The sequence below is a fragment of the Marivibrio halodurans genome, from assembly GCF_017963645.1.
GTDB lineage: Bacteria > Pseudomonadota > Alphaproteobacteria > UBA8366 > Aestuariispiraceae > Marivibrio > Marivibrio halodurans.
The window spans coordinates 215,118-233,267 of the sequence record NZ_JAGMWN010000006.1; the positions used below are offsets into that span (position 1 = coordinate 215,118).

General features: G+C 68.0%; 14 protein-coding genes. 11 read left to right on the plus strand and 3 right to left on the minus strand.

Annotated elements, in window-relative coordinates:
* The first annotated feature begins 13 nt into the window (after nt 1-13).
* Both KAJ83_RS13905 and purH read left to right on the plus strand, forming a co-directional pair.
* Entirely contained in the window at nt 14-2,050 is a 2,037-nt protein-coding gene (locus KAJ83_RS13905; RefSeq protein WP_210682686.1) for a polysaccharide biosynthesis protein, read from the plus strand.
* Between the two features lie 113 nt (nt 2,051-2,163).
* Complete coding sequence (purH, locus tag KAJ83_RS13910; protein ID WP_210682687.1) at nt 2,164-3,720, plus strand: bifunctional phosphoribosylaminoimidazolecarboxamide formyltransferase/IMP cyclohydrolase; 1,557 nt, start codon at nt 2,164-2,166, stop codon at nt 3,718-3,720.
* Between the two features lie 62 nt (nt 3,721-3,782).
* Here purH and KAJ83_RS13915 read toward each other — a convergent pair whose 3' ends face one another.
* On the minus strand, nt 3,783-5,084 hold the full coding sequence (locus KAJ83_RS13915; protein WP_343222008.1) for a UbiH/UbiF/VisC/COQ6 family ubiquinone biosynthesis hydroxylase: 1,302 nt from the start codon (nt 5,082-5,084) through the stop codon (nt 3,783-3,785).
* A 472-nt stretch (nt 5,085-5,556) separates the two neighbouring features.
* Here KAJ83_RS13915 and KAJ83_RS13920 point away from each other — a divergent pair, with 472 nt between their 5' ends.
* From KAJ83_RS13920 to KAJ83_RS13940, 5 genes are all read left to right on the plus strand, one after another.
* The gene (locus KAJ83_RS13920) at nt 5,557-5,895 is read left to right on the plus strand and encodes a P-II family nitrogen regulator (RefSeq protein WP_210682688.1); all 339 of its coding nucleotides are present in this window, start codon (nt 5,557-5,559) and stop codon (nt 5,893-5,895) included.
* Between the two features lie 14 nt (nt 5,896-5,909).
* Complete coding sequence (locus KAJ83_RS13925) at nt 5,910-7,247, plus strand: ammonium transporter (protein ID WP_343222009.1); 1,338 nt, start codon at nt 5,910-5,912, stop codon at nt 7,245-7,247.
* A gap of 207 nt (nt 7,248-7,454) precedes the next feature.
* Nucleotides 7,455-8,723, plus strand: a complete 1,269-nt coding sequence (locus KAJ83_RS13930) for an aminotransferase class I/II-fold pyridoxal phosphate-dependent enzyme (RefSeq protein ID WP_210682689.1) — start codon at nt 7,455-7,457, stop codon at nt 8,721-8,723.
* Nucleotides 8,724-8,855: 132 nt separating this feature from the next.
* Nucleotides 8,856-11,291: an FtsK/SpoIIIE family DNA translocase gene (locus tag KAJ83_RS13935; protein WP_210682690.1), complete on the plus strand. Its 2,436-nt coding sequence runs from the start codon at nt 8,856-8,858 to the stop codon at nt 11,289-11,291.
* Nucleotides 11,236-11,979 (plus strand): LolA family protein, encoded by a 744-nt coding sequence (locus KAJ83_RS13940; protein WP_210682691.1) that lies wholly within the window; start codon nt 11,236-11,238, stop codon nt 11,977-11,979. Before KAJ83_RS13935 ends, KAJ83_RS13940 begins: the two co-directional genes overlap by 56 nt.
* Here KAJ83_RS13940 and KAJ83_RS13945 read toward each other — a convergent pair.
* Nucleotides 11,976-12,767 carry a sterol desaturase family protein gene (locus KAJ83_RS13945; RefSeq protein WP_210682692.1) on the minus strand — a complete coding sequence of 264 codons (792 nt, stop codon included), beginning with the start codon at nt 12,765-12,767 and terminating at the stop codon, nt 11,976-11,978. The genes KAJ83_RS13940 and KAJ83_RS13945 overlap by 4 nt on opposite strands.
* Before the next feature lie 200 nt (nt 12,768-12,967).
* On the opposite strand from KAJ83_RS13945, the gene KAJ83_RS13950 reads away from it, so the two are divergent.
* Both KAJ83_RS13950 and xth read left to right on the plus strand, forming a co-directional pair.
* Nucleotides 12,968-13,765, plus strand: coding sequence for a gamma-glutamyl-gamma-aminobutyrate hydrolase family protein (locus tag KAJ83_RS13950; protein WP_210682693.1), 798 nt, complete (start codon nt 12,968-12,970; stop codon nt 13,763-13,765).
* Nucleotides 13,766-13,968: 203 nt separating this feature from the next.
* The gene (gene xth, locus KAJ83_RS13955; RefSeq protein WP_210682694.1) at nt 13,969-14,760 is read left to right on the plus strand and encodes an exodeoxyribonuclease III; all 792 of its coding nucleotides are present in this window, start codon (nt 13,969-13,971) and stop codon (nt 14,758-14,760) included.
* Nucleotides 14,761-14,805: 45 nt separating this feature from the next.
* On the opposite strand, the gene KAJ83_RS13960 is transcribed toward xth, so the two are convergent.
* Entirely contained in the window at nt 14,806-15,312 is a 507-nt protein-coding gene (locus KAJ83_RS13960; protein ID WP_210682695.1) for a class I SAM-dependent methyltransferase, read from the minus strand.
* Between the two features lie 196 nt (nt 15,313-15,508).
* Between KAJ83_RS13960 and KAJ83_RS13965 the strand changes: the two genes are divergently transcribed.
* Both KAJ83_RS13965 and KAJ83_RS13970 read left to right on the plus strand, forming a co-directional pair.
* A complete protein-coding gene (locus tag KAJ83_RS13965; RefSeq protein ID WP_246484564.1) occupies nt 15,509-16,837 on the plus strand; it encodes a glycosyltransferase family protein in 1,329 nt (442 codons plus the stop codon).
* 32 nt (nt 16,838-16,869) lie between these two features.
* Nucleotides 16,870-18,147, plus strand: coding sequence for a glycosyltransferase (locus KAJ83_RS13970; protein ID WP_210682696.1), 1,278 nt, complete (start codon nt 16,870-16,872; stop codon nt 18,145-18,147).
* Nucleotides 18,148-18,150: the final 3 nt, after the last annotated feature.

Sequence of the window (18,150 nt, forward strand, 5' to 3'; positions counted from 1 at the left end):
TTAAACAGCAGGCATGAAACGGATCGCGCTTCCCGCATTCCTCCGCGTCCGCCGCGCGCGCGTCGCCTTCCTGCACGACGTGGCGATGGCGGCGATATCCTTTCCCTTGGCGCTTTATCTGCGCCTCGGCGAATCGACGGGCTATATCGCGGCGGATTATCTGTGGGAGGGAACGGCGCTGTTCGCGCTGTGCGCCGCGATCGCCTTCTCCACGGTGCCGATGTATCGCGGCATCTGGCGCTATGCCTCGCTGAACGACCTGGTGGCGATCACCAAGGCGGTGACGCTGGCGATACTGCTGTTCGTGCCGCTGCTGTTCCTGCTGACGCGGTTGGAGCTGGTGCCGCGCTCCGTCCCGGTGATCCAGTGGTTCCTGGTCATCGCCATGCTGGGGGGGCCACGTTTCCTTTATCGCGTGATGAAGGACCGGCATTTCGAGAACGTGCTGGCCAAGCAGGCGCGCCGCCGCGTACCGGTGCTGCTGGTCGGGGCGGCGGACGAGGCGGAGCTTTTCATCCGCGAGCAGCAGCGCGACGCGGGCGCGCCCTATATCGCCGTCGGCATCATCGACGAGAAGGGCGGGCGTGTCGGCCGGGAAATCCACGGCGTGCCGGTTCTGGGCACGGTGGACGCGCTGGACGGCCTGCTGGAGAAGCGCCGCTGGCGGGGCGAACCGCCGGAGCGCCTGATCCTGACCCGCGAGCGGATGGACGGCGCCACCGTGCGGCGGCTGCTGGAGATCGGGGAGGCGCACGGCCTCTCTCTCTCCCGGTTGCCGAAGCTGTCCGAACTTAAGAGCGGGCTGGAGCGGGAGCGTTCCGCCATCCGCCCGATCGCGGTGGAGGATCTGCTGGGCCGGCCGCAGACCCCGCTCGACCGCGCGGCGATGCGCGCGCTGGTCGCGGGGCGCCGGGTCCTGGTGACCGGGGCCGGGGGGACGATCGGCTCCGAACTGGTGCGCCAGATCGTCGCCTTCGGTCCGGCGGAGATCGTGCTGCTCGACGCATCGGAATACCAACTCTACCTGATCGACCTGGAAATCCGCGAGCGCGCGCTGGACCTCAAGCGCACGGCGATCCTGGGCGATATCCGCGATCGCGGGCGGATCGACGACGTCATGCTGCGATTCCGCCCGCAACTCGTTTTCCATGCCGCCGCCCTGAAGCACGTCCCGATGGTCGAGGACAATCCGCTGGAAGGCTTGCTGACCAATGTCGTCGGCAGCCGCATCGTCGCCGATGCCTGCCGCAAGGCCGGGGTCGACTGCATGGTGCAGATCTCAACCGACAAGGTGGTCAATCCCAGCAATGTCATGGGCGCGACGAAACGTCTGGCGGAAGCCTATATCCAGGCCCTCGACCCGGTCAGCCGGGCGGCGGGGGAGACGCGCTACGTCGTGGTGCGTTTCGGCAATGTGCTGGGCTCGACCGGCTCGGTGGTGCCGTTGTTCCAGCGCCAACTCGCCGCCGGGGGGCCGCTGACCGTCACCCATCCGGAGGTGACGCGCTATTTCATGACCGTGCGCGAGGCGGTGGAGTTGGTGCTCCAGGCCTCCGTCGTCGGCACCGAGGATTCGGAGGCGGCGGGCCGCATCTTCGTCCTCGACATGGGCGATCCGGTGAAGGTCGTCGATCTCGCCCGTCAGATGATCCATCTGGCCGGGCTGGAGCCCGACCGCGATATCCGGATCGAATTCACCGGCCTGCGCCCGGGCGAGAAGCTCTATGAGGAACTGCTGCACGATCAGGAATCGCGCCTGCCGACCCGGGCGCCGGGCATGACGCTCGCCGCGCCGCGCGCGGGCGATCTGACGGCGCTGTCCGAGTCGCTGGACCGGCTGGAAACCTTGGCGCGCGGGCGACGCCGACGCGCGGCGCTGGACCATCTCACGGCCCTGGTGCCGGAGTACGAGCCCGACCCCGGCACGCTCGCCCGGGCGGACGCCTCGGCGGCGCTTTCTGACGGAGGCACGGCGGGCGGCGCCACCGACGGGCTGGACCCGGCGGGTCCGATCGCCGATAACGCGCCCACGACCCGGGTCGCGGAGTAGGAGTAGCGGCGTCGCCGACACCGACGCGAGACGACACCTACGCGAGACGACACCTACGCGAGACGACACCGGGGCGCATCGGATTCGTCTAGGATGAAGGAAGAAGCGACACCATGGCCGACCAGCCGATAGCGCGTGCCCTGATCTCGGTTTCCGACAAGACCGGCCTTATCGAGTTCGCCAAGGGATTGGCGCGCCACAAGGTACGGATTCTCTCGACCGGCGGTTCCGCCAAGGCCTTGAAGGAGGCCGGCATCGCGGTGACCGAGGTCTCCGACCATACCGGGTTCCCGGAAATCATGGACGGCCGGGTGAAGACCCTACATCCGACCATCCATGGCGGCGTGCTGGCCAAGCGCGACGACAACAAGCACCGCATGGCGATGGAGACCCACGGCATCGATCCGATCGACATGGTGGTGGTCAATCTCTACCCGTTCGTGGAGACGGTCGCCTCCGGCAAGGGCTATGACGACTGTATCGAGAATATCGATATCGGCGGCCCGGCCCTGATCCGCGCGGCGGCGAAGAACCATGCCAACGTCACCGTTGTGACCGACCCGGCGGAATACGGCTCCGTGCTGGAAGCGATGGACGCAAATGGCGGCGCGACGACGGGCGAGTTGCGCGGCTTCCTGGCGCGCGAGGCCTATGCCCGCACGGCGGCCTATGACAGCGCCATCAGCGATTGGCTGGCCGAGCAGCAGGGCGAGGAATGGCCGAAGCGCATCACCGTCGCCTCGCGCCGGAAATCCGTGCTGCGCTATGGCGAGAACCCGCATCAGAAGGCCGCGATCTATTACCGCGCCGGCGACCGCCGGAAGGGTGTCGCCCGGGCGGAGCAGATCCAGGGCAAGGAACTCAGCTTCAACAATCTGAACGACGCCGACGCGGCCTTCGAACTGGTGTCGGAGTTCAAGGAGCCGACCGTCGTCATCGTCAAGCATGCCAATCCCTGCGGCGTCGCCAGCGCGGAAAAGCTGGTGGAGGCATGGGAGCCGGCGCTGACCTGCGATCCGGTCTCGGCCTTCGGCGGCATCGTGGCGGTCAACCGGCCGCTCGACGCCAAGACGGCGGAGAAGCTGACCGAGCTGTTCCTGGAGGTCGTCGTCGCCCCGGAGGTAAGCGAGGAGGCGCAGGCCGTCCTCAAGGCCAAGCAGAATCTGCGCGTTCTGGCCACCGGCGGCATGCCCGACCCGGCGGACGCGGGCACGATCGTGCGCTCGATCTCCGGCGGTCTGCTGATTCAGGGGCGCGATAATGGGGTGCTGGCCGACTCCGACCTCAAGGTCGTGACCAAGCGCGCGCCGAGCGACGAGGAGATGCGCGACATGCTGTTCGCCTGGCGGGTCGCCAAGCACGTGAAGTCGAACGCCATCGTCTATGCTCGGGGCAACGCCACCGTCGGGATCGGCGCGGGCCAGATGAGCCGGGTCGATTCCGCGCGCATCGCCGCCTCGAAATCCGCCGATCAGCAGGGGACGGCCGGCAGCGTCGTTGCCTCCGACGCCTTCTTCCCCTTCGCGGACGGGCTGATGACGGCCGTCGGCGCGGGCGCCACGGCGGCGATACAGCCGGGCGGCTCCATGCGCGACGAGGAGGTGATCAAGGCCGCCGACGACGCCGGCATCGCCATGGTCTTCACCGGCATGCGGCATTTCCGGCACTGATCGGGGGAACCGGGGGAGGCGCGAAGGGTCGTCTAGAGCATGCCATATGATATCGGCATGCTCTAAAGCGCCTCGCCCCGCACCAGCCGCGGCAGATCGCCGACCAGCCCCATGGCATGGCGCATCAGGAAGCGCTTCGCCGGCGGCGTGCGGTTGACGGCCGCGAGACCCAGGTCGCGCGCCGCGCGCAGGGGCGCGGAGTCGTTCGAGAACAGGCGCGTCAGCCCGTCCGTCACGGCGGCCAGCAGCACATTGTCGAAACGCCGCCAGCGTTCATAACCCGCCAGCACGTCCAACGCCCCGATATCCAGGCCCAGGCGGCGCGCATCCACCAGCACTTCCGCCATCGCCGCCACGTCGCGCAGCCCCATATTGAGGCCCTGGCCCGCGATCGGGTGGATCGCATGCGCCGCGTCGCCGATCAGCGCGAAGCGATGCGCCACATAGCGTTCCGCATGGCCGAGGCTGAGCGGATAGGAGAAGCGCGGGCCCACCAGCTCGATATCGCCCAGCCAATCGCCGAAGCGGCGCGATAGCTCGGCCATGAAATCCGCCTCGTCCATGGCGAGATAGCGTTCCGCCAGATCGGCCCGTTCCGACCAGACGACGTTGGAGCGATTGCCGGTCATCGGCAGCATGGCGAAGGGCCCGCCGGGCAGGAACAGCTCGACCGCCGTGCCCCGATGATCGCGCGCATGGCGCACGGTGCACACGATCGACACCTGGTCATAGCGCCAACCGGTGACGCGGATGCCCGCCGCCTCGCGCTGGCGGGAGAACTTGCCGTCGGCCGCGATGGCGAGATTGGCGTCGATCCGCCGCCCGTCATTCAAATGGGCACTCGCCAAACCGGCATTGGCCCGTCCGGCATTGGCTGGGCCGGCATCGGACTGGGCGGCATCGAATCGCTCGCCGGGGCGTTCGATCCGCTCCACCGAAGCCGGCGCGATAAGACGCAGCCGTCCGGTTTCCGCCGCGACCTCCTCGGCCAGCGCATGCAGCCCCTGGCGAATGACCCGGTTCTCCAGGATCCAGCCGAAGGGCTCGTCGCCGACCGCGCGGTGATCATAATGCAGGAAGAGGGGGGAGACCCCGCGCAGCGGATGACCGTCCGCCACCCGGATATCGTGGATCGGGGAGGCCTCCGCCGCGATGCGCGGCCACAGGCCGATTCCGTCGAACACCCGCTTCGAGCCAAGCGCGATCGCCGAGGCGCGCCCGTCATAGTCCAGCGCCGCGACCTCCGCCGGCGTCTCCCGGTCGACCACGGCGACCGACAGCCCGGCGCGCGCCAACGCCACGGCGAGCGTCAGCCCCACCATGCCGCCACCGGCGAACACAACCTCGACCCGGTCCTCCGTCACGCGCTCACCTCCCTATCCTTCGTTTCGGCCGTTTCTCGTAGGGCTCCGTTGGCCACCGTCCATCTGGGAAGATCGGACGTCGCGGCGATACTGTCCAGCCATTCGCGGGGGGTAGGTGGCCTCTCGCCGCGTTACGCCCTCATGATGCCTAAAATTGTATCAATCTTTCTTCTGTGATGAAATTTTGTGCACAAAAATCAGGCACGGGCTGTCTCCCTGATTCAGAAAATCGGGATAACTGGCTGATTTTCATGAATAATATTACCTCATGGGCACTTGGCATGCATCTTGATCTAACCAGCCCCGGGTGTGTGTGCATTGCACAAGAGCATGACCTCCGGCCGGAACGCGGCGCTGGGGAGCCGCGCGTCGGCCAGCTCTTGCGCGAAGCCTCGATCGAGGCGGGCATGCACATGGAGAGCTGCGTGACGGAATGTTTCGCGGTTGATGCAACGAAAGGGGAGCCCATGCGATGAAACTCGTTATGGCGATCATCAAGCCCTTCAAGCTCGACGACGTGCGCGAGGCCCTCACCGGCCTTGGCGTCCAGGGCCTGACGGTCAGCGAAGTCAAAGGCTTCGGCCGCCAGAAGGGACAGACCGAAATCTATCGAGGGGCGGAGTATTCGGTGAACTTCCTGCCCAAGGTGAAAATCGAGGTCGTTGTCGATGACGGCATGGCCGACAAGGTCGTCGAGGCCGTTCAGAAAGCCGGCGCCACCGGGCGCATCGGCGACGGCAAGATTTTCGTCGTCGACGTGGCTTCGGCGGTGCGTATCCGCACCGGCGAGACCGACGGCGAAGCGCTTTGAGGAGGGTCCTTCAGATGAAATCCATGCTTTCCATGACCGCGCTCAAGCGGGTCCTGCTGCTTGGCGGCGGCACGGGCTCGGTCGCGCTGATGGCGACGCCGGCGCTGGCCGCCCCGTCGCTCGAATCGCAGTACATCTTCAACACGCTCTCCTTCCTGATGCACGGCTTCCTGGTCATGCTGATGGCCGCCGGCTTCGCGATGCTGGAGGCGGGCCTGGTGCGCTCCAAGAACACGGCCGCGCAGTGCCTGAAGAACATCGTCCTCTATTCCATCGCCGGCATCATGTTCTACGTGCTCGGCTATGACATGCTCTATGGCGGAGCGAGCCCGTATTTCGGCGGCTTCACCTTCTTCTGGAGCGCGGGCGAGGTTCCCGCGGCCGAGATCCTGGAAGGTGGCGAGTATTCCGCCGGGTCCGACTGGTTCTTCCAGATGGTGTTCGTGGCGGCCACCGCCTCGATCGTGTCCGGGGCCGTGGCGGAGCGCGCGAAGCTCTGGAGCTTCTTCCTCTTCGTCGTCGTGCTGACCGCGCTGATCTACCCGATCCAGGGTTCCTGGAGCTGGGGTGGCGGCTGGCTCAGCGAGATGGGCTTCTCCGACTTCGCGGGCTCGACGATCGTGCACTCGGTCGGTGGCTGGGCCGCGCTGGCGGGCTGTCTCGTGATCGGCGCGCGCAAGGGCAAGTACGGCTCCGACGGCAAGATCAACCCGATGCCGGGCGCGAACCTGCCGCTGGCCACGCTGGGTACCTTCGTCCTGTGGTTCGGTTGGTTCGGCTTCAATGGCGGCTCGCAGCTCGCCATGGGCACGATGGCCGACGTCAGCGATATCGGCACGATCTACATCAACACCAACCTGGCCGCGGCCGGGGGCGTGGTCGTCGCCTGCATCCTGACGCAGATCCTCTACAAGAAGATCGACCTGACCATGGCGCTCAACGGCGCGCTGGCCGGCCTCGTCTCGATCACGGCCGAGCCGCTGGCCCCGACGCCCGGCCTCGCCATCATCATCGGCGCGATCGGCGGCGTGATCGTGGTCTTCGCGGTGCCGCTGCTCGACAAGCTGAAGGTCGACGACGTCGTCGGCGCGATCCCGGTTCACCTGTTCGCGGGTATCTGGGGCACGCTGGCGGTGCCGCTGTCGAACGACGGCGCATCCTTCGGCTCGCAGATCGTCGGTATCGTCGCGGTCGGCGTCTTCACCTTCGTCGCCAGCCTCGTCGTCTGGTTCATCATCAAGGCCATCATCGGCGTGCGCGTCGATGAGGAATCCGAGATGGAGGGCCTCGACAAGGCCGATTGCGGCATGGAGGCCTATCCGGAATTCGGGACCGGTTCGCAGCGGATGTAATACCTTCCGCGCAACGAGAAACCGGAACCCCGTAAAGGTTCCACCCCGCAAACTTCGCCCGGAGGGCTCGTCCCTCCGGGCTTTTTCTTTTCAGATGCCGGTTTCGGTCATCCCGCCCCAATCCTCTCCGGCGCGCGATCGCTTGCACGGCCGGGGCGAACCCGGCATAGCTTCCCCGATCCTCGAACAAGGGAACGCGGGCCGGTCATGGGTCAGGACAAGCTGGAAGCCATGGGGGATTTCCCCTTCGCGCGGCTGAACCGCCTTGTGGACGGGGTGACGCCGCCGGACGGCCTCGTCCCCATCGCGATGCAGATCGGCGAGCCGCAGGCGGCCGTCCCCGACCATGTCATGGCGGATATCGCGGCGCGAGCCGACCTCTTCGGCCGTTACCCCCCGCCGCCGGGCAGCGACGCCTATCGCGGCGCGGTGGCCGACTGGCTCGTCCGGCGCTATGCCCTGGCACCGGGGTCGGTCGACCCGGCCACGCAGGTGATCGCCACCAGCGGCAGCCGGGAAGCGCTGTTCCAGGCGGCATTGGCCGCCGCCGCGCGCAAGCAGGCGCGCCTGCCGGACGGCGTGCGCCCGGCCGTGCTCGTGCCCAATCCGCTCTATCACGTCTATGCCGGCGGGGCCTATATGGCCGATTGCGACCTGATCCCGGTCGCCACGACGCCGGAGAACGATTTCACGCCGGACTATGCCGGCCTGCCGGAGGAAGTGCTGGCGCGCACGGCCATCTGTTTCCTGTGCACGCCCGGCAATCCGACCGGCGCCGTCGCCAAGGCCGGGGCGATCGCCGCGATGATCCAGCTGGCCCGCGCGCATGATTTCACGCTGGCCGTCGATGAATGCTATTCCGAGATCTGGTTCGACCGGCCCCCGCCGGGCGGGCTGGAGGTCGCGGCGGGGATGGATGAGGCCGGGACTAATCTGGCCGACATCTTCTCCCATGTGCTGACCTTCAATTCGCTTTCGAAACGGTCGGGGGCACCGGGGCTGCGCTGCGGTTTCATCGCGGGCGACGCGGGCCGGATCGCCGATATCGCGCGGGTTCGCAGCTATGGCGGCGCCACCCTGCCGGGGCCGCTGATGCATGCCGGCGCCCATCTCTGGGGCGAGGAGACGCATGTCGCGGCGAACCGCGCGCGCTATGGCGAGCTTGTCGATATCGCGGAGAGCGCGCTCGGCCATCTGCCGGGCTATCGGCGACCGGAGGCGGCCTTCTTCCTGTGGCTCGACGTGCGGCCCGCCTTCCCGGACGGCGAGACGGCGGCCCGCGCGCTGTGGGAGCGGCACGGTGTGAAGGTGATGCCGGGACGCTATATGGCGCGCGCCGAATCGGGTAATCATGCGGGCGGAGACGCATGCTCCGGCCCGACCCCGGGGGATGCCCATGTCCGCATCGCGCTCGTCCACGCCCCGGCGGTGACACGCGATGCCTGCGCGCGGATCGCGTCTTGCATGGATGGGTAAGGTCTAGCTTGGGCGGGGTCTGGTTGGGCCGGATCTGGGTGGCGTGGAATCCTGGATTCCACGGCGCCTTCTTCACGCCCGAATGCGGGACCGGAATGACTTTCAGGGGCGCACCGGAACGGACGTCAGCGGATGAGCGTTAACGGCGAACGGAACACCACCTTCCTCCCCGACGGCATGGCCGACATGCTGAAGCGCCGGGCGATCGAGCTCGCGGGGATTCTATTGATCGCGCTGGCGCTTGCCTATCTGGCGGCCCTGCTGACCTTCGATGCGCGCGACCCGTCGCTCAACACCGCCTCCGGCGGCGGCGCGCGCAATCTGCTTGGCCTGCCCGGCGCGATCGTCGCCGACCTGGCGTTGCAATGGCTCGGCTGGGCCAGCGCCCTTGGCGCGCCGATCCTGGCCGCCTGGGGCTGGCGGCTGGTGGCGGACCGGGTGCTCGCCCGCGCCGGTTGGCGCGCCGTGCTCGCGCTGGTGGCGCTCGTCGTCTCCGCCCTGGCGCTCGGCACGCTCGAAGCGGTCGGGGCGAGCGGCACCCTCGCCCTCGCCGGACCGACACCGGCGGGGGCCGGCGGAGTGATCGGTACCCTTGGCGTGCAACATGGGACGACGCTTCTGCCACATCTGCCGATGGGGTGGACGGCGTTGGGGCTCGGCGTGCTCGGCCTCGGCCTCACGCTGTTCGTCATGGGTATCACGCTCGGCGAATGGCTCAGCCTGGGGCGGCGCACGGTCGGCGGTGTCGGCGCCACCCATGGGGCGGTGCGCGGCGCGGTGCGCGAGGCGGGCGGCCTCGTTCCCGCCATGCGCGGTCTGGTGGGGCGCGGTGATGGACGCGTCGAGCCCGCCCTCAGCCGCCCCGATCTGAACCGCCCCGCCAAGAGCGCCAGGCCAAGAACGCCGCCACGCCCCGCGCCGGAGGCGCGCCCAACCCGCGCCGACCGCGTGGAGACCCCGACCAAGACCGCCCCCGCCAAGCGCGCGGCCGCCGACCGGCAGCGCAAGCTGGACCTGCCGCCGACGGACGGCGCCTTCTACCTGCCGACGCTCGATCTGCTGGAGGATGTCGAGGTCGACGCCGCCGCGCAGAGCCAGAACCGCGAGGGGCTGGAGCAGAACGCGCGGATGCTGGAAGGCGTGCTGGAGGATTTCGGCATCAAGGGCGAGATCGTGAAGGTCCGCCCCGGGCCGGTGGTGACGCTCTACGAGCTGGAGCCGGCCCCCGGAACGAAGACCAGCCGGGTGATCGGGCTGGCCGACGATATCGCGCGCTCGATGAGCGCGATATCGGTGCGTATCGCGACCGTCCCCGGGCGATCCGTGATCGGCATCGAATTGCCCAATGCACGGCGCGAGATGGTGGGCCTGCGGGAGCTTCTGGGCTCGACCACCTATGACGGCTCGAAGGCGAAGCTGCCGATGGTGCTGGGCAAGGATATCGGCGGCGCGCCGGAAATCGCGGATCTGGCCGGCATGCCGCATCTGCTGGTCGCGGGCACCACGGGCTCGGGCAAGTCGGTCGGGCTCAACGCCATGATCCTCTCGCTGCTCTACAAGCTGACGCCGGATCAGTGCCGCTTCATCATGATCGATCCGAAGATGCTGGAACTCAGCGTCTATGACGACATCCCGCATCTGCTGTCGCCGGTCGTCACGGACCCGAAGAAAGCCGTCGTCGCCCTGAAATGGACGGTGCGGGAGATGGAGGACCGCTACCGCGCGATGTCCAAGCTCTCGGTGCGCAATATCGAAGGCTACAACAAGCGCGTGACCGACGCCGCCAAGAAGGGCGAGGTCATCAACCGCACGGTCCAGACCGGCTTCGACCCCGATACCGGCAAGCCGATCTTCGAGGAGGAGCCGCTCGACCTCACCCCGATGCCCTATATCGTCGTGATCGTGGACGAGATGGCCGACCTGATGCTGGTCGCCGGCAAGGAGATCGAGGCCTCCATCCAACGGCTGGCCCAGATGGCCCGTGCCGCCGGCATCCATCTGATCATGGCGACCCAGCGCCCGTCGGTCGACGTCATCACCGGCACCATCAAGGCGAACTTCCCGACCCGCATCAGCTTCATGGTGACCAGCAAGATCGACAGCCGCACGATCCTGGGCGAACAGGGGGCGGAACAGCTGCTCGGCAAGGGCGATATGCTCTACATGGCCGGCGGCGGGCGGATCACGCGCATCCACGGCCCCTTCGTCGACGACAGCGAGGTCGAGGCCGTCTGCGGCTATCTGCGGCACCAGGGAGAGCCCGACTATCTTGACGCGGTGACCGACGAGGACGACATGACAGGAGGTTTCGACACCGACGTCAGCGGCGCCTCCCAGTCCTTCGGCGGGTCCGGCGGTGGTGGCGGCGGCGACGAGTCGCTCTACGATCAGGCCGTTGCCCTGGTGGCGCGCGAAGGAAAATGCTCCACGAGCTTCATCCAGCGCCACTTGCAGATCGGCTATAACCGCGCGGCCCGGATCGTCGAGCAAATGGAGAAGGAGGGTGTCGTCAGTGCGGCGAACCATGTGGGCAAGCGCGCGGTCCTGGTCGGCGACCACAGCGCATGAGACGGCGCGCGATAGTGGCGGAGACGCCATCCCGGTTCTGACCCGGCGGCGGGCGGGATTGGGCCTGCTGGCGTTCGCGGGCCTGTCTGCGGTGCCCTTCGGCATCCCCGCGACGGCGCGCGCCGCGTCAGGCGCGAGCGAAGGCGACCAGGCCCTGATCGAGGCGGCCGAGCGCTATTTCAACGGCATCGGCACGCTGCAATCGCGCTTCATCCAGACGAACCCGGACGGCAGCTATCTCGACGGCACCATCGCCATGAAGCGGCCGGGCCACATGCATATCGATTACGGCGAATCCAGCCCGATCGAGGTGATCGCCAACGGCACCTTCTTCATCCTGGTCGATCACCGGCTGGAGGAGGTGACCTATCTGCCGCTGGAGACCACGCCCGCCTATCTGCTGCTGCGCGAGGATTTCGAGCTGGGCGGGGAGATCGCGGTCGCCCGCGTCGATCACGGCGCGGGTCTCGTCCGCCTCGAACTGACCCATGCGGGAGAGGAGGATATCGGCTCCGTCACGGTGACGCTCAATGCCGATCCGATGACGCTCCGGCAATGGGAAATCCGCGACGCCCAGGGCCAGCGCACCCGCGTGACGCTGCTCGACCCACGGTTCGGCGTCACGCTCGAGGACTCCCTCTTCACCTTCCAAAACCCCTACGGCCCGGGGCAGGGGGGTAATCGCTAACCTCCGCGCATGAAGGGGGTCAGGATCAGACGAATCCAGCCGCGTTCCTCCCGGCCCTCGACGCCGATCGGCATGCCGGCCCGGCGTTTCGTGGCGCTGCGCGTGCGGAACAGACGGTCCCATAGGCTGAGCACCGTGCCGTAGGTCGAATCCGTATCGCGGCGGATCTTGTGGTGATGCACCCAATGCTGCGCGGGCGTGATGATGACGGGGCCGAGCGCGGTCTCGACGCCCGCCGGCAGCCGCAGATTCGAATGGTGGAAGATCGCCGCCAACAGCACCAGCGCCTCGAACACCAGAACACTGGCGAGCGGGATGTCGAGCAGCAGGATCACGCAGGCCCGCACCAGGGCGGAGAGCAGCACCTCCCCGAAATGAAAGCGCACGGCCGAACTGCTGTCGAGATGCGCGTCGAGGTGATGCACCTCGTGAAAGCGCCACAGGGCGGGAATCTCGTGGTTCGCGCGGTGCCACCAATAGATCAGGAAATCGAGCAGCAGCAGATCGAGCACCAGCCCCACCCAGCCGCTCCACCAGGGCGCGACCGCCGCCCGCCAATCCGGCGCCGTCTGTGCCGCCCACACGCTGACCGGAATCACGACGGAAAGCGACAGGCCCATATTGACCAGGAAAAGCCCTCCGTTGCGGATCAGCCTGGCCCGCCCGGCCGATCCGCGTGGCGCGTCCGGGTCGGCGGGGAACAGGCGCTCCCCCACGAAGAAGAGCGCGAGCCAGAATGCGACCACAAGGCCCTTGAAGGCCAAAAGCTCTTGCACGATCTGTTGCATGCGCTAGGGCTAGCCCGTCATCGGTCCGCGAGGATATCGTGACAGCATATGGCCGACCGTCCGGGGCTGGGCAAGCACCCCTCCGGCCGCCGATGGCCCGCGCGCCATCAAAGCCGCGTGATCGCGACGACAGGACGCGCGAGCGATACCGCATGCGCCATTGTGCATATGCAATTGTTCAAATTAGGAAAGCGACCCCAATGAGCGAGCGCCCGACCCTCACCCCCCAACCCCTGATCGGCATCATCGCCTGTACGCAGGAATCGGACGACGGCGTGCGGTCCTTCAAGGTGGGGGAGAAATATGTCCGCGCCATCCATGCCGCCTCGGGGGCGGTGCCGGTGATGCTGCCGCCGCTGGGGGCGGAGACGGATGTCGCCGCGCTGCTCGACCGGCTGGACGGGCTGTTCCTGACCGGCAGCCCCTCCAATGTCGAGCCCCATCATTATGACGGCCCGGCCGCGCGCGAAGGGGTGAAGAGCGACCCCGACCGCGACGCCACGACCCTGCCGCTGATCGAGGCGGTGCTGACGCGGGGCCTGCCGCTGTTCTGTGTCTGCCGGGGCCATCAGGAACTCAATGTCGCGCTGGGCGGCACGTTGCACCAGCATGTCCACGAACTGCCGGGCAAGCGTGACCACCGCGAACCCTACGACCTGCCGATCTCCGCGCGCTACGGCGCGGCCCATCCGATCGCGATCGCGGAAGGCGGCCTGCTCGCGCGGATCAACGGTGGCGCCGAGGAGGTGATGGTGAACAGCCTGCATTCCCAGGCGATCGACCGACCGGCCGACCGTCTGATGGTGGAGGCGGTCGCCGACGACGGCGTGATCGAGGCGGTGAGCGTCAAGGACGCGCCCGGCTTCGCGCTCGGCGTGCAATGGCATCCGGAACATCCGACGGCGCTGGAATGGCCGCTGTCCCAGGCGATGTTCCGTGCCTTCGGCGAGGCGGCGCGCGATCACGCCCGCCGTCGGGAGACGGCGCGGGCCGCATGACCGCGCGCGACGCGCAGGGCTCTCGTTCCCTCTTTTACCGCCCCGCATCGCGATACCACCACCCGAGAGCCGCGAAGCCTTGAGGTGCGGTGCCGATATCGGCATGCTCCCCCAACCGATCCGCCACGCTGCCGCCGATAGCCGTGGGCTTTTGTCTCGACCGGCGGGGGCTTCATGGATGTCAGCACAAGAGAAAGCCGCCAATGCGCTTCGTCACCTGGAATATCAATTCGGTTCGCCTGCGTATCGATCTCCTGCGCCACCTCGTGGAGGAGACCGACCCGGATGTCGTGCTGCTTCAGGAAACCAAGGTCCAGGACAAGGATTTCCCCGTCGCGGCCCTGCAGGATCTGGGGCTGACGCACAGCCTGTTCCGGGGGATCAAGAGCTATAACGGCGTCGCCGTCCTGTCCAAGCATCCGCTGGCGGAACCGGGCGGCCATCACTGGGCCGGCCGGGAGGATGCGCGTCATGTGCTGGCGACCCTGCCGAACGGGGTGGAGGTTCATTCCCTCTATGTCCCCGCCGGCGGCGACGAGCCGGACCCGGCGGTCAACGACAAGTTCCGCCACAAGCTCGATTTCGTCGACGAAATGAAATCCTGGTTCCCCGCCAACCGCGATCCGAAACGGCCGATCCTGCTGGCCGGCGACCTCAATATCGCGCCGCTTGAATCGGACGTCTGGTCGCACAAGCAACTGCTGAAGGTGGTCAGTCACACCCCGGTGGAGACCGAGGGGCTGACCGCCGCGCAGGAAGCCTTCGGCTGGACCGACGCGATGCGCACCCTGACGCCCGCGCCGGAACGGCTCTACACTTGGTGGAGCTATCGCGCGAAGGACTGGCGCAAGGCCGATCGCGGCCGGCGGCTGGACCATGTCTGGCTCTCGCCCGGGCTCGACGGCACGCTGCGCCACATGTCCGTGCTGGAGGATGCGCGTGGCTGGGAGAAGCCCTCCGACCACGCGCCGGTCATCGTCGATCTGGATGTTTGAGCCCGATCCCGAGGCCCGATTCTAAGCCCGGTCCCGGGTCCGATCCTAGACCCGACCCTGGGCCCCATTCCAGACCGCCATCTGATAGCGCCCGGGCGCCACGCCTTCCGGCGGGTCGAGGGGAACGGCGGCATCAAGCGGCAGCATCTGGTCGCTGACCAGCATCGCGCCGGGCGCCAGCAGGGGCGGCAGGCGTTCGGCGATATCGCCCGCCAGCATGGCGTTGCGCGCGGAATCGCCGGTGCCGATATCGCTATGGACCAGGATCGCACGCCCGGCCAAGGTCTCCGCCGCGCGCTCCAGGGTCTCCAGCACGTCGCCCAGGAACAGCCGCTCCTCGGCGGGGATGCAATCGGGATGCGCGCGCACCTCGCGCTCGAAGACATAGATCGCCCGGTCCGGCAGGATCGTGCGCAGATGATCGAAGGTGCGCCCATTGCCGAGGCCCAGTTCCAGCACCACGCCGTCGCGATCCGCGATATGCCGGGCCGCCTGATCCAGGCAGGCGCGCTGCGCCGTCAGGCGCCGGATCACGGAATCGAGACGGGACATGACACGCACTCTTTTTTTCGTAGACGAGACGGGAAATCCTCCCCGGACAGTGCCCGGCGGAGCGGCTCCGCGCAATCCCGTGATTTGCGCGGACGCGGGGCTGTGCCATAGTGGCCGCGCTCGGACCCCCTTGCGGGCCCGGCCGACGCACTTCGCCGACGGGGGCGACGGGAGTGGGAGCGGCACGCGCCGACGCATGAGGAACGATCACGACACCGGCCCGGACGGGGTGAAAGGCGCGATGCCGCCGGGCACCCGGCGGTTCGGGCGTTTTGGACGCACGCGCTCCGAGGCGAGTCGCGAGGGCGCCGCGGCGCATAGCCGCGTCCTGCTCTACAGCCACGACACATTCGGCCTGGGCCATCTGCGCCGGTGCCGGGCGATCGCGCATGCGCTGGTCGAGCGGAACAAGGACGTTTCCGTCCTGATCCTCTCCGGTTCGCCCATCATCGGCAGTTTCGATTTCCGCGCGCGGGTCGATTTCGTGCGCATCCCGGGGGTCATAAAGCTGCGCAACGGCGATTACACCTCGCTGAAGCTGCATATCGACATCGAGGATACGCTGGATCTGCGCGCCTCGATCATCCGCCACACGGCGGAAACCTTCGATCCCGACCTCTTCATCGTGGACAAGGAACCGCTGGGGCTGCGCGGAGAGGTGGAGGAGACTCTTTGGATGCTGAAGGAACGCGGCGTGCCCCGCGTCCTCGGCCTGCGCGACGTGATGGACGATCCCGACCTCCTGGCCCCGGAGTGGGCGCGCAAGAACGTCCTGCCCGCGCTGGCGGAACTTTATGACGACATCTGGGTCTACGGCCTGCCGCAGATTCACGAGCCGCTGGAAGGACTCGACATCCCGCCCTCAATCCTGCGCAAGCTGAGCTATACCGGCTATCTCAGGCGCGAGGTGTCGCGCGACTGCGCCACGCCGGCGCAAGCGCCCCTGTTCGATCGTCCCTATATCCTGGTGACGCCGGGCGGCGGCGGCGACGGAGAGGAGATGGTCGACCGCGTGATCGCCGCCTATGAGCACGACCGCGACTTGCCGCACCCGGCGTTGATCGTCTTCGGACCCTTCATGCAGTCCGACCGGCAGAACGAGTTCCTCGCCCGGGTGGAGCATTTGCCGGCCGTGGAGTGCCTGACCTTCGACGCGCACCTGGAGGCGCTGATGGACGGGGCGCACGCGGTCGTGGCCATGGGCGGCTACAATACCTTCTGCGAGATCCTGTCCTTCGACAAACGCGCGTTGATCGTCCCGCGCACCACACCGAGACGGGAACAGTTGATCCGCGCCAGCCGCGCGCAGGAACTCGGCCTTGTCGCCATGCTGCGCGACCGCGACGCCATCGACCCGGCGCGCATGGCGACCGCCTTGCGCCACCTGCCGCAACAGCCCAGGCCGTCGGAACGCGTGGTGCCCGGGCTGCTCGACGGGCTGGACAATGTCGACCGTCTGGCCCGCCATCTGATCGACGCGCCCCGGAAGCCCGACGCGCTGGACGTGGTCGAGCGACGAGCCTGACCCGCGCGGAACCGAGAGACAATGAGGACTCGATGGGCGAGGAATCGATGGGCGCGAAATCGGTGGGCGCGGTCGCGTTCGTGTTGAAGGGCTATCCCCGCCTGTCCGAAACCTTCATCGCCCAGGAAATCCTGGGGTTGGAGCGGCGCGGGCTGGATATCCGCATCGTCTCCCTGCGCCATCCGACCGATCGGGCGCGCCATCCGATCCATGAGGAGATCGCGGCGCCCGTCACCTATCTGCCGGAATATCTGAAGGACGCGCCGGGCCGCGTGCTGGCGGCTTGGTGGCGGGCACGACGTCTGCCGGGCTACAAGGCGGCGCGGCGCGCCTTCCTGCGCGATCTGCGCCGCGAGCCGACACCGAACCGCCTGCGCCGCTTCGGTCAGGCCTGCGTGCTGGCGGCGGAGCTGCCGGCCGATGTCCGGCGACTGCATTTCCATTTCCTGCACACCCCGGCGAGCGTCGCGCGCTATGCCGCCATCATGCGGGGCCTGCCGTGGAGCGGCTCGGCCCACGCCAAGGATATCTGGACGACGCCCGATTGGGACCTCGCCGGAAAGCTGGCGGAGGCGGAGTGGGTCGCGACCTGCACGGCCAGCGGCGCCGCCCATCTGCGCGCCCTCGCCCCGGCGCCGGAGCGGGTGGCGCTGGTCTATCACGGGCTCGACCTCGACCGATTTCCGCCGCCTCCGACGCGCCCCCCGGCGGCGGCGATGACTCAAGACGGAGCCGGAGGCCCGGTGCGCCTGCTCTCCGTCGGGCGGTTGGTGGAGAAGAAGGGTTACGACGATCTGATCGCGGCGCTGGCCGCCCTGCCGCAGGCACTCGACTGGCGACTCGTCCATATCGGGGGCGGCGCCTTGAAGGAACGCCTGACCGAACAGGCGGCGGACGCGGGCATCGCCGATCGGATCGATTGGCGCGGCGCCCGCTCCCAGGAGGCCGTGCTGGCCGCCATGCGGGAAAGCGATCTTTTCGTGCTGGCCAGCCGGATCGCGCAAGACGGCGACCGCGACGGCATGCCGAACGTCCTGATGGAAGCGCAGAGCCAGCGTCTGCCCGTGCTGTCCACCGCCGTCTCGGCGATACCGGAGTTGATCGCGGACGGCGAGACCGGCCGCCTCGTCCCGCCCGGCGATCGGGACGCGCTTTCGGCGGCGTTGGCCGCGTTGATCGGCGACATGGCCCTGCGCCGCCGTCTGGGCGCGGCGGGGGAGGCCCGGGTGCGGCGGGATTTCGACGCGCGCCGGTGCCTCGACGATCTGGCCGCGCGCTTCGGCCTGCCTGCCGGCCGCCGCGTGGCGTGATCC

Coding starts and splice junctions, on each gene's coding strand:
- KAJ83_RS13925 (WP_343222009.1), top strand. CDS start 5,910: ATGAAATCCATGCTTTCCATGACCGCGCTCAAGCGGGTCCTGCTGCTT.
- xth (WP_210682694.1), top strand. CDS start 13,969: ATGCGCTTCGTCACCTGGAATATCAATTCGGTTCGCCTGCGTATCGAT.
- purH (WP_210682687.1), top strand. CDS start 2,164: ATGGCCGACCAGCCGATAGCGCGTGCCCTGATCTCGGTTTCCGACAAG.
- KAJ83_RS13945 (WP_210682692.1), bottom strand. CDS start 12,767: ATGCAACAGATCGTGCAAGAGCTTTTGGCCTTCAAGGGCCTTGTGGTC.
- KAJ83_RS13950 (WP_210682693.1), top strand. CDS start 12,968: ATGAGCGAGCGCCCGACCCTCACCCCCCAACCCCTGATCGGCATCATC.
- KAJ83_RS13935 (WP_210682690.1), top strand. CDS start 8,856: ATGAGCGTTAACGGCGAACGGAACACCACCTTCCTCCCCGACGGCATG.
- KAJ83_RS13965 (WP_246484564.1), top strand. CDS start 15,509: ATGAGGAACGATCACGACACCGGCCCGGACGGGGTGAAAGGCGCGATG.
- KAJ83_RS13960 (WP_210682695.1), bottom strand. CDS start 15,312: ATGTCCCGTCTCGATTCCGTGATCCGGCGCCTGACGGCGCAGCGCGCC.
- KAJ83_RS13905 (WP_210682686.1), top strand. CDS start 14: ATGAAACGGATCGCGCTTCCCGCATTCCTCCGCGTCCGCCGCGCGCGC.
- KAJ83_RS13920 (WP_210682688.1), top strand. CDS start 5,557: ATGAAACTCGTTATGGCGATCATCAAGCCCTTCAAGCTCGACGACGTG.
- KAJ83_RS13970 (WP_210682696.1), top strand. CDS start 16,870: ATGGGCGAGGAATCGATGGGCGCGAAATCGGTGGGCGCGGTCGCGTTC.
- KAJ83_RS13930 (WP_210682689.1), top strand. CDS start 7,455: ATGGGTCAGGACAAGCTGGAAGCCATGGGGGATTTCCCCTTCGCGCGG.